Below are 20170 nucleotides of genomic sequence, written 5' to 3'. Positions count from 1 at the left end.
ATTTGATAATTGCCCGCGTTGGGGCACGTGATCCCTATATAAGGGGTCAAACGAGTAATCCCAAGGGGGAGACGTATTTTTTTTGTGACTTAGTTAAAATAACGAACAGCTAAGCAACGGTTTGCGTGCGAAATGCTCACTCGCCCAGCTTCTCGCTTTCTTGTATCCTTGCAGTTTGCCCACCAGATAGATGTTCAACATGCTGGAAAAGAACAAGCCAGAAAGCCACGCGACAGATAAGCATGGTTTGCTGAGCGCGCCCATTCCCGAAACACTGCGCAAGATGACCATCCCCATGACCATGGGCATGATCGCAATTTTGATGTTTAACTTGGTGGATACGTTTTTTATCTCGTTGTTGGGGACGCATGCCCTGGCGGCAATCAGCTACACGTTTCCTGTCACCTTTGCGGTTAACTGCATCACGATGGGGATCGGGATGGGGCTATCGACCAACATTGGCCGCTTACTTGGTCAAGGTCACGCTCCACAAGCGGCGCGATTTACGACTCACGGTTTGCTGTTGGCGGTGTTGCTCGTCGCTATCGCTTCTTCTATTGGCTTTGCTACCATTGCGCCACTGTTTCGTTTCCTTGGCGCGACCGACGATCTGATTCCACTCATCGAACAATACATGCAGGTGTGGTATCTCACCATTCCACTGTTGGTGATTCCAATGGCGGGCAACAGTGCGATTCGTGCCACTGGCGACACTAAGACACCCGCTAAGATCATGATGTTGGCCGGTCTGATCAACGGCATGCTCGATCCACTACTGATTTTCGGTTACGGCCCCTTCCCAGAACTTGGCATTCAAGGCGCAGCTATAGCGAGTGCCTTTAGTTGGCTAGGCGCTTTGTGCGGCTCTTTCTATGTGTTGGTGAAACGCGAAAAACTGCTCGCACAACCTCAATGGGCCTCATTGAAACAAGATTGGCAACAGACGTTAAAAATTGGCACCCCTGCAGCGCTATCCAATGCGATGAATCCGTTGTCGGGCGCGATTTTGATGATGCTGCTATCTAGCCACGGCACGGCAGCGGTGGCAGCTTACGGCGCTGCGCAGCGTATTGAGTCGATTCTGATCTTAGTGTTGATGTCGCTAACCTCCGCACTCACGCCATTTATGGCGCAGAACTTAGGGGCAAAAAATCCTCAGCGCGCTTTCTCTGGTTTGTTTCTCAGCATGCGTTTTGCAGTGGTTTTCCAAGGGTTTATCTTCTTGATGATGGTGCCATTGAGCATTCCTTTAGCGGCGTTATTTTCACAAGAAGAAACTGTGAAGAATCTGCTTTGGCACTATCTACTCGTGGTTCCATTTAGCTATGGTTTCCAAGGTATTGTGATGATGTTGGTGAGTGGGCTGAATGCGATGCACAAGCCGCTACGCGCTTTCCAATGGAGCTTCATGCGTCTATTCGTGTTTACGTTGCCTGCTGCATGGGTTGGCAGCCAAATGTACAGCATTGAAGGCTTGTTCATCGGTATTGCGCTGGGCAACACACTAGGTGGGCTACTGGGTTACATGTTCGCATTGCGCGAACGTAAATTGACGCTGATTGAACAAAACGGCGCTTCGTAAGATTCTACCCGATACATCAGCTTCCTTTCGCTGATACTCAAATACAAAAAAACCGCGGAAAGCCGCGGTTTTTCTTTATCTATTTCAAGCTTGCTTAGAACAGTTCTTCAGCAACTTTGTATAGATCGTTACGCACTGGACGCTTCATGTTTTCGATCGCATCGATGATGTCGTGGTGAACAAGTTGCTCTTTCACGATACCGACACAACGACCGCCATGACCTTCAAGCAGTAGGTGAACAGCGTAGTTACCCATGCGAGATGCTAGAACGCGGTCAAATGCAGTTGGACGACCACCACGTTGGATGTGACCAAGTACTGTTGCACGAGTTTCACGACCTGTAGCCGCTTCAATGTCACGAGCCAGTTCATTTGCATCCATCATTAGCTCAGTAAGCGCGATGATTGCGTGTTTCTTACCTTTTGCGATGCCGTCTTGGATGTTGCTGATCAGCTTGTCTTTGTCTAGACCTGTTTCTGGAGTGATGATGTACTCACAACCACCCGCGATTGCAGACATCAGAGTTAGGTCACCACAGTGACGGCCCATGATTTCTACAATTGAAATACGTTGGTGAGATGAAGAAGTATCACGTAGACGGTCGATTGCATCGATAACTGTGTTTAGTGCACTTAGGTAGCCCACTGTGTAGTCAGTACCAGCGATATCGTTATCGATTGTGCCTGGAAGACCGATACATGGGTAACCCATTTCAGTCAGTTTCTTCGCACCCATGTACGAACCGTCGCCACCGATCACGACTAGCGCATCAATACCATGTTTCTTTAGGTTCTCGATCGCTTTTTCACGCACTTCCACTTGTTTAAATTCAGGGAAACGTGCAGAACCTAGGAACGTACCACCTTTGTTGATCACATCTGAAACGCTAGAACGATCTAGCTTCTCGATGCGGCCTTCGTATAGGCCTAGGTAGCCGTCGTACACACCGAAAACTTCCAATCCCTCGGATAGTGCTGTACGTACTACGCCGCGTATAGCAGCGTTCATACCAGGTGCGTCACCGCCACTTGTTAAAACACCGATCTTCTTAATCATGCTCACCCTCGATCTTTGGCAATCAATTATTTAATTTTCTTTTAGGCCCCTTGTTACCAAGCAACCTGCATAATCCAGAACTGTGCGTTATGTTACATTTCCTCTACAGGAATACCAATTAAAACGCACTTTTTTATGTAACTTTTCTACTTATGTAAGAGTATTACAGTTTCTCTTTGAAACTTTGTTGATTCACATCAGGATCACGAATCTTAATAAGCATTGATGGAAAGATAGTCAATAAGCGCTTGTTTGTCGTTAAGATCAAAACGTTTTTTCGACTCTTACCAATCTTGTGCTTTTTGCTCTTTTTCTGGCCCAAATACCACCGACAACGGATCTTGATGGATCAATACATCCGCTTCTGGGAACAATGCCAATAAGTTATCTTCCACTTTATCGGCAATATAATGCGCCTCAATTAAACGCAAGTTGTCATCCAATTCCAAATGCAATTGAATAAAACGTGTTGGCCCAGACATACGGGTACGCAACTGATGTACGCCCAGCACGCCTTTCACGCTCAAACAAGCTTGGTTAATTTGCTCAAGCTCTTCATCGGGCAGCTTTCTGTCGAGCAACGTTTGAATCGCTTCGCTGACCATTTTGAAGGCGCTGTAAAGAATGAAGATACCAATACCAATCGCGAAGACCGCATCCGCTTGCGTTACACCAAAATAGCTGAGCCCAAGCGCGACCATGATCGCCCCGTTCATGTATAAATCCGTTTGGTAGTGCAACGAATCTGCCGCGATTGCTTGGCTGCCCGTGATGCGCACCACGCGTTTCTGGAACACGACCAAACCAAACGTCACCATCATCGCAAACAAGGAGACATACACACCCAGCTCCGGCGCGTTCAGCTCGTGTGGTCTGAAGAAACGATCGATACCGTTGAGGATCAAAAATACCGCAGAACCGGAGATAAACATCGCCTGTGCCAACGCAGCGAGAGACTCGGCCTTACCATGCCCAAAAGTGTGTTCTCTGTCGGCTGGTTGCAGCGAATAGCGAACCACCACCAAATTCACCACTGAAGCGGCGATGTCCAGCATCGAATCAATAAGCGATGCCAATAGGCTGACCGATCCCGTCACCCACCATGTGATGACTTTTACAATGAGAAGAAGCGTCGCCACTATGGTTGCTGTCCAAGCTGCCGTCGTGACTAAGCGTGCATATTGCTGTTTCATAATCAAAGAGTTAACTCAAACCGTATTTTGAGTATACGTTGAATGCGCGTGAAATCGCCAGATCAAAAAGAGGCAACCGGTGGCTGCCTCTTCATATATATCATCGGATCATGACTTAATTATTGCGGTGTTTTCCCATGCGTTGTTGCATTTGGTCACCACATTCTTGCATGCGCTCGTTTTGCAGTTTTACAAATTCAGCTTTTTGCTCTGGAGTCAGCACGCTCAACATTTGGTGTTTTCTCTCCAGCATTTTCACGCGGTGCTCAGTTTGGCGCTCAACCATCTCTTTCGCTAGAGCAGTGGCTTGCGCTTCATCGAACGTATCCGCTAGCAATAGAGACTGCATTTTCGCGTGATGCGCTTGGCGCTCTGCCATGCGTGCTTCGCGGTTTTGTGAATATTTGCCTTTCATTTCCGCACGGTTTGCATCACGGAAAGATTGCAGTTGGTCTTTTTGTGCGTCAGTTAAGTTCAAATCGCGCATGATGCCACGGTCCATACCCATACCACATTCATCACGTGGGCCTTTGTGGTGATCTTTACCGCCAAATGCGAATGCACTCGCAGTGCCTAAAGTTAGAGGTAGAACAACAGCAGCTAACACAAGTTTTTTTGCAGATTTCATAATTCGATTCCTTACACAAGTGAGTGATTCTTCTGGGCTGTTCTCACAGCGCTTGAGTATAGAATACGACTCGCTAGGTAAAGCGGCGTATAGGGAGCGTAAAGAATCGTAAAGAGTGATTTTTGCCCTCTTCGTCGCACATCAATCCAATGTAATATTAAGTAAACGGTAACTGACCAAAGGTGCCCCGATGGCAAACATTCTTTTAATTGATGACGACATAGAACTGACAAGCCTATTAAAAGAGGTGCTCAGCTTCGAAGGATTCGAAGTCAGTGAAGCAAACGACGGTGAAGCCGGCCTTGCCGCAATCAACAGCGGTATCGACCTCATCCTACTGGATGTAATGATGCCAAAATTGAATGGTATGGAAACGCTGAAGCGTCTGCGAGAGAACTGGGAAACCCCCGTGTTGATGTTGACCGCCAAAGGTGAAGAGATTGATCGAGTGATCGGTTTAGAGCTCGGCGCAGATGACTACTTACCAAAACCTTTCAGCGACCGAGAGCTGCTCGCTCGTATTCGCGCGATTTTACGTCGCACCAGTAACACGCAGAAAAACGGCAAAAATAGCGATTGTATTGAGTACCAAGAGTTGCGCCTGTATCCGGGCAAGCAAGAGGCTTACTGCGATCAACAACTGCTGGATCTAACCGCAACCGAGTTCGCGCTGTTGACCCACTTTGTCCAAAACCCAGGACACGTACTCACCAAAGAGACGTTGAGCCTCGACGTACTAGGTAAACGACTGGCGGCCTTTGACCGCGCAATCGATATGCACGTGTCGAACTTACGCAAAAAGCTGCCCGACCAAAGCAATGGCAAACCGCGCATCAAAACCCTACGTGGTCGCGGCTATATGCTGCTTGAGGAGGATTAATGCGCCTATCACGCATCAAACTGCCAAAGATTAATAGCTTGTATGGACGCATCTTTGCCATCTTTTGGTTCACTATGCTGTTGGTGTTGATAGCCGTGCTATCACTGCCACATTTGGATCCAAGGAAAGCACGCGACATCCCAGACGAGCATTATCAGCGGATCATTGAAACGCGTGATGCCATTCAAAACAAGTACAGCAAAGAAACCGATCTAGGACGCATTTTGTTCCGCGTAGAGGGCAATCGCGCAGGGAAGCATGACCCACGACCACGAGTGTTCTTTTCGGATTACAACGGCAACGTCTTAACCACCGATAAGCGCAGCAACTTCCAACTGCGTGCGATGCAAAACTTTGTCACCAGTATTGAAGATTACAACAAGCCAAAACAGAGACTTTATGGCCGCTATATGATTGCCGGCCCTGTGCCAATCGTTCTGGCCGACTCTGAACTGCTGATGTACGTTGGCTTTAAATGGAACGAGCCACCACCGCTGCTGCTACGTCTCTTCGACCACCCATTCCAGTTACTGTTGGCCGTCATGCTGGTGAGCACGCCATTACTGCTGTGGCTTGCTTGGGCGCTGAGCCAACCCGCACGACGCCTTGAAGCCGCCGCGCAGCGAGTAGCAAAAGGTGAGTTCGTCATCGATCCGAACCTTGAAAAAGGCACCGCAGAATTTCGTCAAGCGGGCAGCAGCTTCAACCAAATGGTCGAAGCGGTGATTCAGATGATTTCAGGTCAGCAGCGTTTACTGTCGGACATTTCTCACGAATTACGCTCGCCACTCACTCGCTTGCGCATGGCCAGTGCATTAGCAACGCGCAAACAGGGTGACAGCCCTGAATTGGTTCGCATTGATACCGAAGCGCAGCGCCTTGAGCAGATGATCAGCGAATTGCTTGAGCTCTCGCGCATGCAGGTGAACAGCCACATGACACGCGAGACACAGCCAATAGAAAGTTTGTGGGAAGAGATCATTAAAGATGCGCAGTTTGAAGCCGAGCAAATGGGTAAAACACTCCGCTATTCAGAGATCCCTGAGCGACATATCTCAGGCAACCCAAAACTGTTGATGAGCGCGGTAGAAAACATCATCCGCAACGCGATTTATTACGGAAAAGATGAAGTGCAGATAGACATTCAAGACAAGACTGACACACTGACGATTACCGTCGATGACAACGGTGATGGTGTGCCGGATGAAGAGTTAGAAGCGATTTTCCGTCCATTTTATCGTGTGTCTACTGCTCGTGATCGTCACTCTGGCGGCACAGGATTAGGGTTAACCATCACCGAAAGTGCGATTCGTCAGCACAGCGGTACGATAGTCGCGAGCCGCAGCCCACTGGGAGGTTTACGCGTCTCCATCACGTTGCCTTTAGTTAAAGTAGGCAAATAACCCTACAAGATCTTAGTTGATAATGATTTTCATTAACATTAGAGTAAATCCTCCGATTAAGGAGGATTTACTATGTCGCATACATTTCCCGCTCTGCCTTACCCATACGATGCGTTAGAGCCATACATCGACGCAAAAACCATGGAAGTGCATTACAGCAAACACGACAAAACTTACTTCGATAAATTCGTCACCGCCGTGCAAGGCAGTGAGCTTGAAACACAATCGCTAGACGAAATCTTCGCAGCCGTTTCGCAACATAGCCCAGCCATTCGCAACAATGGCGGCGGCTACTACAACCACATCCTTTACTGGAATTGCATGTCGCCAGAAGGCGGCGGTGAACCACAAGGCGCACTTGCGCAAGCCATCAACGACAAGTTTGGTCACTTCGAAAAGTTCAAAGACGAATTCGCTCAAGCAGCCGTTAATACGTTTGGATCTGGCTTTGCATGGTTAGTTGTGAAAGATGGCGACATCCACATCTCCTCCACCAGCAATCAGGATAACCCGTTAATGGACGTGGCCGATGTACGCGGCGAGCCTATCCTTGCATTAGATGTGTGGGAGCACGCGTACTACATCAGTTATCAGAACCGTCGACCAGAATACATCGACGCTTGGTGGAATGTGGTGAACTGGCGCGCCGTCGAAGAGAACTACGCTCGCGCGCTCGTGTAACCGCTAACGATGAAGGGGTAAGGTTGGTAAGCGCCAAGCCCTCTTTTGTACCCAAGTCGCTGCACTTGAGTATATACTGCCCCTCTCTTTGACCAACTCTATTTCAATACCATGTTTGATATCGCTTTATACGAACCAGAAATCGCGCCGAATACCGGCAACATCATTCGACTTTGTGCCAACTGCGGTGCAAATCTGCATTTGATTGAACCGCTGGGTTTCGATCTGGAAGAGAAAAAAGTCCGCCGCGCAGGATTGGATTATCACGATTTGGCTCGCGTAACGCGTCATAAGAACTATCAAGCATTCTTGGAATATCTCGATAAAGAAAAGCAAGGCAATTACCGTCTGTTTGCTTGCACCACCAAAACCACAGGTCACCACGTTGATGCGCAATACCAAGCAGGTGATGTGTTGATGTTTGGTCCTGAAACTCGCGGCCTACCAGCAGAGATCATTGAAGGCTTGCCAATGGAACAGCGTATTCGCATCCCAATGATGCCAGACGCGCGCAGCCTGAACCTTTCGAATGCCGTTGCGATCATTGCTTTTGAAGCCTGGCGTCAAATGGGCTTTGAAGGGGCGTTGTAAGCTCAACGAATTCCAGGCACAAAAAAGGGCGCGGAATGCGCCCTTTTGTTTTCTTGATTCACTGATTCAATCAGTTGAGCTTGTTACGATCATCGTCGTCTTTACGCTCAAATTCACCTTCGAAGGTGTTGCCGTTGTCCGAGCGAGAATCAAACGGGTCACGATGAAACGGATCTTGCTCAAATGGCCCTTGGTTTGAGAAACCACCTTGGAAGCCACCACCATGCATGGTTTTGACGACCATCTTGCTCATCAAATATTTCGCAATCGCGGCACGCGGCGCAGGCAGCAATACCACCATACCCAACGCGTCGGTCATAAAGCCGGGAGTCAGCAATAGCACACCGGCAACCGCTAGCATCACACCTTCAAAAATTTGCTGTGCTGGAATTTCGCCTTGTTCAAGACGGCCCTGAACAGACATCAAGGTTTGAATACCTTGGCTGCGCACTAATGACGCGCCGACAAATGCCGTGATCAGCACTAATGCGATGGTTGGCCAGAGACCTAAAAAGCCCCCCACCTGAATAAATAAGCCAATTTCAATGATTGGGACGAAAATAAACGCCAATAATAAGATAGGAAACACACGCCCTCCTTTGTTTAATTCAGTGTAATGGTAAAAGCCAAGTAACCTCAAACGAATCGTTGTAAAAAAGCGTGTTCATACTCATGGCTTTTTTATTCAGGCGAACACACAGGCAAACTTTGCGAAAACACGCTATACATTTATACGTTGCATTTGTGCGCATACCGATTTTTTCGTGCTTGAAAAGTGCCAATTTCGAACTCTAAAAAACCATGTTTGTCGAGGAAAATTGAATACCCACAAAGGGTTATTAATAACCCGTTCATACTTTGCAAATTATTGACTCATGAAAAGCGAAAAAGGTGATCTAGTTACTATTTTTATGCGCTAGGTGCAGTATGATGTGCCACATAAGTCAGGACGGATTTTCCAGCCAAAAATTCTGATGAATGGATTCTAGATTGCAGAAATGGCTAATAAATAACTTTATTATCAGAATTATCATCTAAGGATCCTGCTATGGCTACCCTATCTGATGCTCCAAAAACAGCAAACCAAGCCACTCGTATTGAAGAAGATCTATTAGGTCAACGTCATGTCCCTGCTGATGCGTACTACGGCATTCATACCCTACGTGCGATCGAAAACTTCAACATCTCTAACGTAACTATTTCTGACGTACCTGAGTTCGTACGCGGCATGGTGATGACGAAGAAAGCAGCGGCGTTGGCGAACAAAGAACTTGGCGCTATTCCTAAAGAAGTTGCTAACTACATCCTAGAAGCGTGTGATTTGATCCTAGAAACAGGCAAGTGTATGGATCAGTTCCCTTCAGACGTATTCCAAGGCGGCGCGGGTACTTCCGTTAACATGAACACTAACGAAGTTATCGCGAACGTTGCACTTGAACTGATGGGCAAAGAAAAAGGCCAATACGAGTTCATCAACCCGAACGACCACGTTAACAAGAGCCAATCTACTAACTGTGCGTACCCAACTGGTTTCCGTATCGCGGTTTACAACAGCGTACACAAACTAATGGAAGCGATTGAATACCTAAAAGGCGCATTCGATCTTAAAGCAACTGAATTCAAAGACGTATTGAAGATGGGTCGTACTCAGCTTCAAGACGCGGTACCAATGACTGTTGGTCAAGAGTTCCACGCTTGGGCTGTAACGCTAAACGAAGAGATTCGTGCTCTAGATTACACATCTAAACTCCTACTAGAAATCAACCTAGGTGCAACCGCAATCGGTACTGGTCTTAACACTCCAACTGGTTACCAAGCTCTAGCAGTGAAACACCTAGCAGAAGTAACTGGCCTTGACGTTGTGCCTGCAGAAGACCTAATCGAAGCGACTTCTGACTGTGGTGCATACGTAATGACTCACGGCGCGCTAAAACGTCTAGCAGTGAAACTATCGAAGATCTGTAACGACCTTCGTCTACTTTCTTCTGGTCCTCGCGCGGGTCTAAACGAGTTGAACCTACCTGAAATGCAAGCAGGTTCTTCAATCATGCCAGCGAAAGTAAACCCAGTTATCCCAGAAGTAGTAAACCAAGTTTGTTTCAAAGTTCTAGGTAACGACAACACGGTTTCTTTCGCAGCAGAAGGCGGTCAGCTACAGCTCAACGTAATGGAACCGGTTATCGCACAAAGCATGTTTGAGTCTATCTCTCTACTACACAATGCGTGTGTGAACCTACGTGATAAATGTATCGACGGCATCACTGTAAACAAAGAAATCTGTGAGAACTACGTTTACAACTCAATCGGTATCGTAACTTACCTAAACCCATACATTGGCCACCACGAAGGTGACATTGTCGGTAAGATTTGTGCAGAAACTGGTAAGAGTGTTCGTGAAGTCGTACTTGAGCGCGGCCTGCTAACTGCAGAAGAACTTGATGAAATCTTAACAGTTGAAAACTTCATGCATCCTACTTACAAAGCGAAACGCTACGAGTAAGCATTGAAGCTAAGGGGGGCCATCCAGGCCCCTTTTTTAGGCTTTTTCACGGTAACCACATTTTTAATAAGCTTTTATTGCCGTAGGCCGCTGGGTTCTGATTCTCTGAACATTTACTCCTGTTCCTGAGTGTTCAAAAAATCAGAATCAAATAAAAAACTAAAGAGGTATCAATATGGTCATGGTCGAACTCTTCGTGGTTCTGCTCTTCATCTATTTGGGGGCAAGAATCGGCGGTATCGGCATTGGTTTTGCCGGTGGTGCTGGGGTCATTGCGTTGTCTTTGATCTTGGGTGTCCCGACAAGCCAAGCGTACATTCCTGTTGACGTAATTTTGATCATCATGTCTGTAATCACGGCTATCGCAGCAATGCAAGTGGCTGGTGGTTTGGATTGGATGGTACAAGTTGCGGAAGACTTTTTGCGTAAACACCCTGAGCGCATCACCTTTTACGCGCCAATCGTGACATTCCTAATGACACTAATGGCGGGTACAGGTCACACAGCATTCTCTACGCTACCGGTTATTGCAGAAGTAGCGAAAGGCCAAGGCGTTCGTCCTTCTCGTCCACTGTCTATAGCGGTTGTGGCATCGCAAATCGCTATCACAGCTTCTCCAATTTCAGCGGCAGTTGTGGCGTTTGCTGCAATGTTGCATCCGTTTGGTGTGGATTACCTAACGCTACTTGCAATCTGTATTCCAACCACGTTCATCGCTTGTATGATCGGTGCATTCGTTGCGAACTTCATGGGCTGTGAGCTAAAAGACGATCCTGAATACCAAGAGCGTCTAGAGAAAGGCCTAATCAAGCTAAACACAGAAGCAAAACGCGAAATCCTACCAACGGCGAAAAAAGCGACGTTCATCTTCCTTGGCGCTATCGCTTTCGTCGTGTGCTACGCAGCGGCTATCTCTGGTTCTGTGGGTCTAATCGAGAACCCAGCACTGGGTCGTAACGAAGCAATCATGACGGTAATGCTGGCAGCAGCCGCGGCGATCGTAATGAGCTGTAAAATTGATGCTGGCAAAATCCCAGCAGCAGCGACATTTCGCTCTGGTATGACAGCGTGTGTGTGTGTTCTTGGTGTGGCATGGCTAGGTTCTACGTTCGTTAACGCGCACGTTGATGGCATCAAAGAAGTGGCTGGTGCACTACTAGCTGACTACCCATGGATGCTAGCACTTGTTCTATTCTTCGCGTCTATGCTGCTTTACTCTCAAGGTGCAACTACCGTTGCGCTTATGCCTGCAGCACTTGCAATCGGTGTAGCGCCACTAACAGCGGTTGCGTCTTTCGCAGCAGTAAGTGCGCTATTCGTACTACCAACTTACCCAACGCTACTAGCTGCGGTTGAGATGGACGACACGGGTTCAACTCGTATCGGTAAGTACGTATTTAACCACCCGTTCTTCGTTCCAGGCGTGGTCACCATCGCATCAGCGGTAGCACTTGGCTTCGCATTCGGTGGTCTACTGATCTAGTAGAAACAGAGTCTTACTCGGGGAGCTTCGGCTCCCTTTTTTCTTTTCTGCGCCTTGAGTATTGCTTAACAAATCTTCACTTGGATGAAACTTATTAACTCGCCTGCGGGTCTGATTGAGTTACACTAACGGCAATTATCTAAGATGAATTGAACCTTTTATGCGCGCATTACTTTCCGTTTTACTCTTAGGGCTCATTACCTTTTCCACTCCGTCTTTGGCTTTATTTGGCAAAGACCAGTTTAACAATAGCCAGAATAACAGCTTTGGTAACAACAACGACAGCTTTGTTCCGGTCGACCAAGCGTTCCCATTTAACTTCTACCAACAAGACGACAAGTTGATGCTCGATTGGCAGGTACGAGACGGCTACTACCTGTATCAAGAGCGCTTGTCTGTGTCTGGTGAAAACATCTCTCTGGGCGAACTGCAAATGGAAAACGGCACGCCACATAAAGATGAATTTTTCGGTGATGTGCATATCTACACCACGCCTTTATTTGTGAATGTACCGCTTGATGAGTGGCAAGAAGGCGCACGCGTGATCGTGCAATATCAAGGCTGTGCAAAGGCTGGATTCTGCTACCCGCCAGAAACTCGCATCATTCCAATTGACGCTTTTACGGCTTCCATTGCTGATTCCGCAGTCGCAACAAAACCAACTCAATCAACAGCGAACAATAACCAAACAAGCACGACATCACCAACGGTGAGCACGTCAGTGTCATCAAACAACGCTCCAGCACCAGTCACTGAGCAAGACAGCCTCGCGGCGAACCTTGCTGACAATTGGTGGACTCCGCTGCTATTTTTAGCTCTCGGTGTAGGCTTAGCGTTTACGCCATGTGTTCTGCCAATGTACCCAATTTTGACCAGCATCGTACTTGGCAGTGGGAAACTCAGCCAACGCCGCGCTCTGGGTTTATCCCTAGTTTACGTGCAAGGCATGGCGCTGACTTACACTCTTCTCGGCTTAGTGGTGGCATCAGCGGGCATGCAGTTCCAAGCGGCGATGCAACACCCATATGTGTTGATTGGTTTGAGTATCTTATTCGTCACGTTGGCACTCTCCATGTTTGGTGTGTACACCCTGCAATTGCCAAGCAGTGTACAAACGTGGCTAAACAACCTGAGCAACAAACAGCAAGGCGGCAGCAGCGCAGGCGTATTCGCGATGGGCGCGATCTCAGGTCTGGTGTGCTCACCGTGTACCACAGCACCTCTGTCGGGCGCACTACTCTACGTTGCACAAAGTGGTGACTTGCTGACTGGTGGTATTGCGCTTTACGCACTGGCGATGGGTATGGGTATTCCGCTGATTCTCGTAGCGGTATTTGGCAACAAATTGCTGCCAAAAGCCGGCGGTTGGATGGACCGCGTGAAGACATTATTTGGTTTCATTCTGCTGGCAGCTCCAATCTTCTTGCTTGAGCGCATCTTGCCAGAAATATGGTCGACGGCGTTGTGGTCTGCGCTCGGTATCGCGGCATTTGGTTGGTTGTATCACATCAAAAACAGCTTGGAATTTGGTGGCTGGAAGCAAAGCGCAATTGGCATTATTGCCGTCCTCGGTTTGTTCGCCTCCGCGCAACCAGCACTGAATTATTGGTTTGGCAATCACGAAACCCAAGCACAGCAAACAACGGTTAGCTTTACTCGCATTGCTAATGTGGCCGAGCTTGAAGAGCAACTGACGCAGGCGAAAGCAGCAGGTAAACCTGTCATGCTCGACTTCTACGCCGACTGGTGTGTAGCGTGTAAAGAGTTTGAGAAGTACACCTTCCACGATCCAAAAGTCGAAGCCAAGCTGCAAGACTTTGTGTTGCTGCAAGCGGATGTCACCAAAAACCAAGTGCAAGATATTGAGCTACTCAAACACATGAACGTGCTGGGTTTGCCGACCATCGAATTCTGGGATGCGAAAGGCGAACACGTTTCAAACGCTCGTTTAACTGGTTTTATGCAAGCCGAGCCTTTCTTAGAGCACATCAATCGATTCTGATATCACATCATTCAAACGCCAGCGATTTTCGCTGGCGTTTTTTGTTGCACAGATTTGAATGAGAAAAATGCGGCTATATGCAATTTTCCTAATAAAAGTCGATTTGGTTCAGACTTTTAGCGAATAAATATTGTCCACCTTCTCAAAGCTGGACAATAATTCATTTAACGAAATAGTCAAAAGTGTTTAACGTCATGGATTCGACCTACACCATCATCATCGCCGATGATCACCCTCTCTTCCGTAATGCATTGTTCCAATCGGTACACATGGCTGTCAGTGGTGCCAATCTGCTTGAAGCAGACTCTCTTGATGCCCTGCTTGCATTACTCGCCAAAGAGGAAGAGCCGGATTTGGTGCTGTTGGATCTCAAAATGCCTGGGGCTAATGGAATGTCAGGGCTTATCCACTTAAGAGCGGAATACCCAGATTTGCCTATCGTCGTGGTATCCGCCAGCGAAGAGCCAACGGTGGTGAGTCAAGTGAAGAGCCATGGTGCGTTTGGCTTTATTCCGAAATCGAGTGATATGCGTGAATTGGTCAATGCACTCAACCAAGTGCTCAATGGCGACCCGTACTTCCCTGAAGGGCTGATCACCAATAACGCAGCGTGTAATGATTTAGCAGAGAAGATTGCCGCGCTAACGCCACAGCAATACAAAGTGTTGGGGATGTTGTCTGATGGCTTGCTGAACAAACAAATCGCTTACGAGTTGAATGTATCAGAAGCCACCATCAAAGCACACATGACGGCGATTTTCCGCAAGCTCGGCGTGAAGAACCGCACGCAAGCCGTCATCATGTTAACGGAAATGAATGATTAGGACTTAGTCCTCCTCTTCCCCTTCCTCTTCTTCATTGGGTAAACGTAAACCAACCTTAGTCACTTGGTGACCCACCACGTCCGCGATTACCCATTGCAAACCTTGCCATTCAAACTGGTCGCCCAAAACAGGCGTGCTACCCAGCTGTTCTTCAACAATATTGCTCAAGGTTTTATCTTGCAGTTCATCGCCCAAATTCAAACCGTACATCATCGCCACGTCGGCCAGCTTCACTTCAATATCTAAGAAGAAATCACCAAAGAAACGAGTCAGAGAGGCTTTCTCCGGCGCTTCACTGAACAACAAGCTCAGTGCAGCTAAGTCTTTCTCTTGAGCCAATACACATAGGGTATCGTCTTCTTCCAACCTGGTACTACCCGATGGGTGAAGCAGTTCTTGGTTACGGAAAACAGCCGCAATGCGCGTGCCTTCAGGCATCGACAAACTACGCAGCGGTTCGCCAATGCACCATTTATCCGCTTTCAATCGGTAGATAAACAGTTCCCACTCACTGGTTGGGTAAATCTCCACACCAGTGCGAGAGATTGGCTCAGGCTTTGGTGGCAACTCAACCTTGGCAAGCGACATCGCTTTGGTCAGCGTACCGCCCTGAACGATCAGCGATACCATAACCACGAAGAAGGCCAAGTTGAAGTACAGCTGCGCGTCTGGTAAACCAGCCATCATAGGGAATACCGCAAGAATGATTGGCACCGCGCCACGCAAACCAACCCAAGAGACAAACCACTTTTCACGTGGCGTGAAACTCTTAAATGGCAGCAGTCCAATCCACACGGAAATAGGACGGGCAAACAAAATCATACCAAACGCAAGCGCCAAGCCTGGCACCGCAATACTCAGCAAGTTCGACGGCGTAACCAACAAACCAAGCACGAGGAACATGCCAATTTGCGCTAGCCACGTCATACCATCTAATACATGCAGAATCGAATGACGGCTGCGCGTTGGACGGTTACCCAGCAATAAACCCACTAGGTAAATCGACAAAATACCGCTGCCGCCTAACGAGTTCGACAACGCGAAAATGATCAAGCCGCCGCTGACGGTCAAAATCGAGTACAAGCCATCCGGCAGTTGATTGCGATTGATGACTTTCCACAAGACCCAGCCACCAGCAAAACCAAGTAGCGCACCGATACCAAACTGCTTAACAAAACTGAGCGCTAAAAATCCGGCGCTTAACTCCGTTCCCGTACTAGAAAGAATCGCAATTAACGTGACGGTCAAGAACACCGCCATTGGGTCGTTGGTGCCCGATTCAATTTCTAACGTCGAGCCAACACGTTCGTTCAGACTGCGGCCTTTCAATAAAGAGAAGACCGCGGCCGCATCCGTTGAACCGACAATCGCGCCAACCAAGATACCTTGCAATAAATCCAAATCGAACAACCAAGTCGCCATCAAACCGGTTAACAATGTCGTGATGGCTACGCCTATGGTTGCCAACGACACCGAAGGCCACAAGGCGACCCGAAAACTGGCGACTCGCGTTCGCATCCCGCCATCCAAAAGAATGATGGCGAGCGCTAAGTTACTGACTAAATAAGCGATGGAATAATTATCAAATAAGATTCCGCCAAGGCCATCTTCCCCAGCCAACATACCTACCGCAAGAAATACGAGAAGGATTGGAATCCCCAATTTTGAGGACACGGGGCTTAAAAGAACGCTCAGTGCAATCAGTAATGCACCAATCAGAAAAAAGCTGTTAATGGTGTCTGCGTCCATTCTCACCCTCCCTAAATGAAAAGCTACAAACAATCTCAACGAGTAAGCATATAAGTTCCTAAATCACCTCAACTTTAAGATGTAAGCGTGATGAGTTAAGCACAGGCTTTATTGTGCCTCAAAACCGAGCTCCGGTACGAAAACTTTATGTAAACAAATCACTTGAGAAGGTTGAATCTAGGTATAGATTCGGTGAAATCAATGAAGAAAAGATTAACCAATGCAACATATTGAAAATTTTATGCATCAAATCATTAGACCTTAGGCTAATTTAACACCTTTTTAACATCATTAAATCTTATCAATTTCGCCGTAAACGCCCATTATTCGGTCGTTTTTCCTTTTTTACGCCCCGACTAAAGTTGAAAAGAGTTATTGCCAACACCTTGCTAATGTACATTGTGAAACATTTTTTTAACAACAATACCAATCGTAAGGAGACGGCAATGGCATTTGAAAGCGAAGAAAGAGCCAAAGCCTATTGGGACAAAAACGTGAAGCTCATGATCGGTCTAATGGTCATCTGGTTCGTCGTGTCTTTCGGCTGCGGCATTTTATTTGTCGACGTACTTAATCAATTTCAATTAGGTGGATACAAACTTGGTTTCTGGTTTGCTCAACAGGGCTCCATCTATGCCTTCCTAGGTATTATTTTCTACTACGCGTGGAGAATGCGCCAAATCGACCGTGAATTCGGCGTGGATGAGTAAGGAGTCACTCAGATGGATTTGAAAACTATCACTTATCTGGTTGTTGGTGCGACGTTTGTCCTCTACATCGGTATTGCGATTTGGGCACGCGCTGGATCAACCAAAGAGTTCTACGTCGCGGGCGGTGGTGTAAACCCTATCGCTAACGGCATGGCAACCGCAGCAGACTGGATGTCTGCGGCATCGTTTATCTCGATGGCGGGTCTGATTGCCTTTATGGGTTACGGCGGCAGCGTATTCCTAATGGGCTGGACTGGTGGTTACGTGCTGCTTGCACTGTTGCTTGCCCCTTACCTACGTAAGTTCGGTAAATTTACCGTGCCTGAGTTTGTCGGCGAGCGTTTCTACTCCAAGACAGCGCGTATCGTAGCCGTAGTGTGTCTGATCATCGCGTCGGTCACTTATGTTATCGGTCAGATGAAAGGCGTTGGCGTTGCGTTTGGTCGCTTCCTTGAGGTGGATTACTCAACCGGTCTACTGATTGGTATGTGTATCGTATTCATGTACGCCGTTCTTGGTGGCATGAAAGGCATCACTTACACGCAGATTGCTCAGTATTGCGTACTCATTTTGGCTTACACTATTCCTGCAATCTTTATCTCTCTGCAGCTTACCGGCAATCCAATTCCACAAATAGGGCTCGGTAGTACCATGGCCGGCACCGATGTCTATCTGTTGGATCGGCTCGACCAAGTGGTGACGGAGCTCGGCTTTAGTGAATACACCACTCAAGTCCGCGGTGACACGCTAAACATGTTCGTTTACACCATGTCACTGATGATCGGTACTGCAGGTCTGCCACACGTAATCATCCGTTTCTTCACTGTACCGAAGGTGCGTGATGCACGTACCTCTGCAGGTTGGGCACTTGTGTTCATCGCTATCCTATACACAACGGCTCCAGCAGTATCAGCAATGGCACGTCTAAACCTAATGGATACCGTTAACCCAGCTCCGGGCCAACACTTGGCTTATGACGAACGTCCTACTTGGTTCAAAAACTGGGAGAAAACGGGTCTGCTAGGCTTTGATGATAAGAACGGTGATGGAAACATCAACTACACATCAGATGCTGCAACTAACGAACTGAAAGTTGATAACGACATCATGGTACTGGCTAACCCTGAGATCGCGAAACTACCTAACTGGGTTATCGCACTGGTCGCAGCGGGCGGTCTAGCCGCCGCACTATCAACCGCAGCGGGTCTATTGCTGGCGATTTCGTCCGCGATTTCCCATGACTTAATCAAAGGGGTAATTAACCCGAATATCTCAGAGAAGAAAGAGCTGCTCGCGAGTCGAATCTCGATGGCGGTGGCCATTGCAGTCGCAGGTTACTTGGGTCTGCATCCACCGGGCTTCGCGGCAGGTACGGTAGCACTGGCCTTCGGTCTGGCGGCGTCCTCCATCTTCCCGGCTCTGATGATGGGTATCTTCAGTAAGAACATCAACAAAGAAGGTGCTATCGCGGGTATGATTGCCGGTATCAGTATCACTCTGTTCTACGTGTTCCAACACAAAGGTATCCTATTCATCGCAGATTGGACTTACCTAGAAAGCTGGGGCAGCAACTGGTTCCTAGGCATTGAGCCAAACGCATTTGGTGCGATTGGTGCCTTATTCAACTTCATCGTCGCGTTCGCTGTATCGAAAGTAACAGCAGAAACACCACAAGAAGTGAAAGACCTAGTCGAACACGTTCGCGTACCGGTAGGTGCTGGTAGCGCAGTGGATCACTAAAATATAACCAAAACCACAAAAGCCCCGTTTGGAACCTGCCGTCCGGGGCTTTTTTATTCTCACGTTTCAGTTACCATATTCGCAGTATGTCGTTGCAAGGAAGCCAAGATGTTCAAAAGCAAGCACTTTATTCTCGCCCTGTTAATCGCGCCCATCCTTTCTATCATTGCCTACTTTGGTACCGATATGGCACTGAGCGAAAAGCCTCATGCCGCTAAAGAAGGGGAAACTTACAAGCTCGCGAGTAAGTCCAACTGCCGTTACACCAGTGGCCTATGTGACATGGAAAATGGCGATTTTAAAGTTAAGTTCCGTTCTGAAAAACTGACAAAAGATAGCCTAGAACTGTCTCTCAACGCTGCCTATCCGCTGGAAGGCGTCAAGCTGTCCGTAGTCGATGACCAACAACAGAACGCTCAACCGATTGATATGACACGCGCCGATCAAGCTGGCCAAAACTGGTACATCACTCTGCCAAAGCCAACCTCCGCAGAGAGCTGGTTGCGAGTCGTTATCCAAGCCGAAGGCACGCTTTACTACGGCGAAACACAAACAGCATTTGTGAAATACGAAACCTTGTTTACTGAGTAACATTACGCTGCTTATCCTTCTAAACAACGGATAAACTTTGCTGCGGGATGAAAACCCAACCATTTCTGCCGATGCGACTGCGTCGGCTTTTTTATATCTAGCCTTGCTGAAAATAGAGGGTTGCTAATTTATTCTTAATTGATAATAATTATCATTATCTAATTTATTGAGGCAGATATGAAACGCAGAAAGGACATATTCAACGCCTTCTTCAAAGCGCAAGATCGCTTCCAACTTGCCGCGCCCAGTGGCTTTGAGCCCGACGTCATTCATGACTATATTCATTGGGGTATGGTGTTGTCATCCAGCTATGAGCATGAAGCAGAAGACGAAAACTTACTCTTGTGCGAACTGTTTTTACGCCAAGTGTATTTCCACCTTCTCGAAGCGATTCAAGACCCAACTCGCACTCGTACATTTCGCCGAGTCTGCCTTGATTCGGTTCACACCCCCTTATTCTGCCTCAAACGTTACTACTATCAGTTTGAACATGGCGACGTAAAGTTTCTCCAATTACAACAACAATTACGCCTCATTCAGACTTCTCTTGATTAAA

General features: G+C 47.7%; 18 protein-coding genes. 13 read left to right on the top strand and 5 right to left on the bottom strand.

Going from position 1 to position 20170, the window contains the following annotated elements:
* The first annotated feature begins 199 nt into the window (after positions 1 to 199).
* Positions 200 to 1582, top strand: coding sequence for an MATE family efflux transporter (locus ACF8EG_RS24970; RefSeq protein ID WP_069507446.1), 1383 nt, complete (start codon positions 200 to 202; stop codon positions 1580 to 1582).
* Between the two features lie 94 nt (positions 1583 to 1676).
* On the opposite strand, the gene pfkA is transcribed toward ACF8EG_RS24970, so the two are convergent.
* The 3 genes from pfkA to ACF8EG_RS24955 all read right to left on the bottom strand — a co-directional run bounded on the left by pfkA (position 1677) and on the right by ACF8EG_RS24955 (position 4460).
* Positions 1677 to 2639: a 6-phosphofructokinase gene (gene pfkA, locus ACF8EG_RS24965; RefSeq protein ID WP_005460467.1), complete on the bottom strand. Its 963-nt coding sequence runs from the start codon at positions 2637 to 2639 to the stop codon at positions 1677 to 1679.
* A gap of 284 nt (positions 2640 to 2923) precedes the next feature.
* Positions 2924 to 3832 (bottom strand): CDF family cation-efflux transporter FieF, encoded by a 909-nt coding sequence (fieF, locus tag ACF8EG_RS24960; protein ID WP_069507445.1) that lies wholly within the window; start codon positions 3830 to 3832, stop codon positions 2924 to 2926.
* Positions 3833 to 3947: 115 nt separating this feature from the next.
* Positions 3948 to 4460 carry a CpxP family protein gene (locus tag ACF8EG_RS24955; protein WP_005487153.1) on the bottom strand — a complete coding sequence of 171 codons (513 nt, stop codon included), beginning with the start codon at positions 4458 to 4460 and terminating at the stop codon, positions 3948 to 3950.
* Between the two features lie 190 nt (positions 4461 to 4650).
* Between ACF8EG_RS24955 and ACF8EG_RS24950 the strand changes: the two genes are divergently transcribed.
* The 4 genes from ACF8EG_RS24950 (at position 4651) to trmL (ending at position 8015) form a co-directional block, all read left to right on the top strand.
* Positions 4651 to 5340, top strand: coding sequence for a response regulator (locus tag ACF8EG_RS24950; protein ID WP_031850879.1), 690 nt, complete (start codon positions 4651 to 4653; stop codon positions 5338 to 5340).
* The gene (gene cpxA, locus ACF8EG_RS24945) at positions 5340 to 6743 is read left to right on the top strand and encodes an envelope stress sensor histidine kinase CpxA (protein WP_392419851.1); all 1404 of its coding nucleotides are present in this window, start codon (positions 5340 to 5342) and stop codon (positions 6741 to 6743) included. Before ACF8EG_RS24950 ends, cpxA begins: the two co-directional genes overlap by 1 nt.
* 72 nt (positions 6744 to 6815) lie before the next feature.
* Positions 6816 to 7424, top strand: a complete 609-nt coding sequence (locus ACF8EG_RS24940; RefSeq protein ID WP_043037722.1) for a superoxide dismutase — start codon at positions 6816 to 6818, stop codon at positions 7422 to 7424.
* Positions 7425 to 7535: 111 nt separating this feature from the next.
* The gene (gene trmL / locus ACF8EG_RS24935; protein WP_005460447.1) at positions 7536 to 8015 is read left to right on the top strand and encodes a tRNA (uridine(34)/cytosine(34)/5-carboxymethylaminomethyluridine(34)-2'-O)-methyltransferase TrmL; all 480 of its coding nucleotides are present in this window, start codon (positions 7536 to 7538) and stop codon (positions 8013 to 8015) included.
* Positions 8016 to 8085: 70 nt separating this feature from the next.
* On the opposite strand, the gene ACF8EG_RS24930 is transcribed toward trmL, so the two are convergent.
* A complete protein-coding gene (locus tag ACF8EG_RS24930; RefSeq protein ID WP_025501248.1) occupies positions 8086 to 8604 on the bottom strand; it encodes an FxsA family protein in 519 nt (172 codons plus the stop codon).
* 459 nt (positions 8605 to 9063) lie between these two features.
* Here ACF8EG_RS24930 and aspA point away from each other — a divergent pair, with 459 nt between their 5' ends.
* From aspA to ACF8EG_RS24910, 4 genes are all read left to right on the top strand, one after another.
* The gene (gene aspA / locus ACF8EG_RS24925; protein WP_005460458.1) at positions 9064 to 10515 is read left to right on the top strand and encodes an aspartate ammonia-lyase; all 1452 of its coding nucleotides are present in this window, start codon (positions 9064 to 9066) and stop codon (positions 10513 to 10515) included.
* Between the two features lie 175 nt (positions 10516 to 10690).
* Positions 10691 to 11998, top strand: a complete 1308-nt coding sequence (locus ACF8EG_RS24920; protein WP_005457503.1) for an anaerobic C4-dicarboxylate transporter — start codon at positions 10691 to 10693, stop codon at positions 11996 to 11998.
* A gap of 160 nt (positions 11999 to 12158) precedes the next feature.
* The gene (locus ACF8EG_RS24915) at positions 12159 to 14000 is read left to right on the top strand and encodes a protein-disulfide reductase DsbD (RefSeq protein WP_069507444.1); all 1842 of its coding nucleotides are present in this window, start codon (positions 12159 to 12161) and stop codon (positions 13998 to 14000) included.
* Positions 14001 to 14194: 194 nt separating this feature from the next.
* Complete coding sequence (locus tag ACF8EG_RS24910) at positions 14195 to 14824, top strand: response regulator transcription factor (RefSeq protein WP_005465748.1); 630 nt, start codon at positions 14195 to 14197, stop codon at positions 14822 to 14824.
* 3 nt (positions 14825 to 14827) lie between these two features.
* Here ACF8EG_RS24910 and ACF8EG_RS24905 read toward each other — a convergent pair whose 3' ends face one another.
* Positions 14828 to 16573: a potassium/proton antiporter gene (locus tag ACF8EG_RS24905; protein ID WP_069507443.1), complete on the bottom strand. Its 1746-nt coding sequence runs from the start codon at positions 16571 to 16573 to the stop codon at positions 14828 to 14830.
* A gap of 446 nt (positions 16574 to 17019) precedes the next feature.
* Here ACF8EG_RS24905 and ACF8EG_RS24900 point away from each other — a divergent pair, with 446 nt between their 5' ends.
* From ACF8EG_RS24900 to ACF8EG_RS24885, 4 genes are all read left to right on the top strand, one after another.
* The gene (locus tag ACF8EG_RS24900) at positions 17020 to 17283 is read left to right on the top strand and encodes a DUF4212 domain-containing protein (protein WP_005458022.1); all 264 of its coding nucleotides are present in this window, start codon (positions 17020 to 17022) and stop codon (positions 17281 to 17283) included.
* Between the two features lie 12 nt (positions 17284 to 17295).
* A complete protein-coding gene (locus ACF8EG_RS24895) occupies positions 17296 to 19023 on the top strand; it encodes a sodium:solute symporter family protein (RefSeq protein ID WP_005458020.1) in 1728 nt (575 codons plus the stop codon).
* A 108-nt stretch (positions 19024 to 19131) separates the two neighbouring features.
* Positions 19132 to 19614 (top strand): hypothetical protein, encoded by a 483-nt coding sequence (locus ACF8EG_RS24890; protein WP_029803027.1) that lies wholly within the window; start codon positions 19132 to 19134, stop codon positions 19612 to 19614.
* A 177-nt stretch (positions 19615 to 19791) separates the two neighbouring features.
* Positions 19792 to 20169 (top strand): hypothetical protein, encoded by a 378-nt coding sequence (locus ACF8EG_RS24885; RefSeq protein ID WP_005458016.1) that lies wholly within the window; start codon positions 19792 to 19794, stop codon positions 20167 to 20169.
* Position 20170 lies beyond the last annotated feature (1 nt).

The sequence above is a fragment of the Vibrio sp. YQ_11 genome (genome assembly GCF_043103065.1).
GTDB lineage: Bacteria > Pseudomonadota > Gammaproteobacteria > Enterobacterales > Vibrionaceae > Vibrio > Vibrio parahaemolyticus.
The sequence above is the reverse complement of the archived record's forward strand: the minus strand, read 5'-3'. Positions and strand labels throughout refer to the sequence as shown.

Bases quoted from the DNA above. Each gene is read 5' to 3' on its own strand.
- ACF8EG_RS24970 (WP_069507446.1), top strand. From the start codon at position 200: ATGCTGGAAAAGAACAAGCCAGAAAGCCACGCGACAGATAAGCATGGT.
- pfkA (WP_005460467.1), bottom strand. From the start codon at position 2,639: ATGATTAAGAAGATCGGTGTTTTAACAAGTGGCGGTGACGCACCTGGT.
- fieF (WP_069507445.1), bottom strand. From the start codon at position 3,832: ATGAAACAGCAATATGCACGCTTAGTCACGACGGCAGCTTGGACAGCA.
- ACF8EG_RS24955 (WP_005487153.1), bottom strand. From the start codon at position 4,460: ATGAAATCTGCAAAAAAACTTGTGTTAGCTGCTGTTGTTCTACCTCTA.
- ACF8EG_RS24950 (WP_031850879.1), top strand. From the start codon at position 4,651: ATGGCAAACATTCTTTTAATTGATGACGACATAGAACTGACAAGCCTA.
- cpxA (WP_392419851.1), top strand. From the start codon at position 5,340: ATGCGCCTATCACGCATCAAACTGCCAAAGATTAATAGCTTGTATGGA.
- ACF8EG_RS24940 (WP_043037722.1), top strand. From the start codon at position 6,816: ATGTCGCATACATTTCCCGCTCTGCCTTACCCATACGATGCGTTAGAG.
- trmL (WP_005460447.1), top strand. From the start codon at position 7,536: ATGTTTGATATCGCTTTATACGAACCAGAAATCGCGCCGAATACCGGC.
- aspA (WP_005460458.1), top strand. From the start codon at position 9,064: ATGGCTACCCTATCTGATGCTCCAAAAACAGCAAACCAAGCCACTCGT.
- ACF8EG_RS24920 (WP_005457503.1), top strand. From the start codon at position 10,691: ATGGTCATGGTCGAACTCTTCGTGGTTCTGCTCTTCATCTATTTGGGG.
- ACF8EG_RS24915 (WP_069507444.1), top strand. From the start codon at position 12,159: ATGCGCGCATTACTTTCCGTTTTACTCTTAGGGCTCATTACCTTTTCC.
- ACF8EG_RS24910 (WP_005465748.1), top strand. From the start codon at position 14,195: ATGGATTCGACCTACACCATCATCATCGCCGATGATCACCCTCTCTTC.
- ACF8EG_RS24905 (WP_069507443.1), bottom strand. From the start codon at position 16,573: ATGGACGCAGACACCATTAACAGCTTTTTTCTGATTGGTGCATTACTG.
- ACF8EG_RS24900 (WP_005458022.1), top strand. From the start codon at position 17,020: ATGGCATTTGAAAGCGAAGAAAGAGCCAAAGCCTATTGGGACAAAAAC.
- ACF8EG_RS24895 (WP_005458020.1), top strand. From the start codon at position 17,296: ATGGATTTGAAAACTATCACTTATCTGGTTGTTGGTGCGACGTTTGTC.
- ACF8EG_RS24890 (WP_029803027.1), top strand. From the start codon at position 19,132: ATGTTCAAAAGCAAGCACTTTATTCTCGCCCTGTTAATCGCGCCCATC.
- ACF8EG_RS24885 (WP_005458016.1), top strand. From the start codon at position 19,792: ATGAAACGCAGAAAGGACATATTCAACGCCTTCTTCAAAGCGCAAGAT.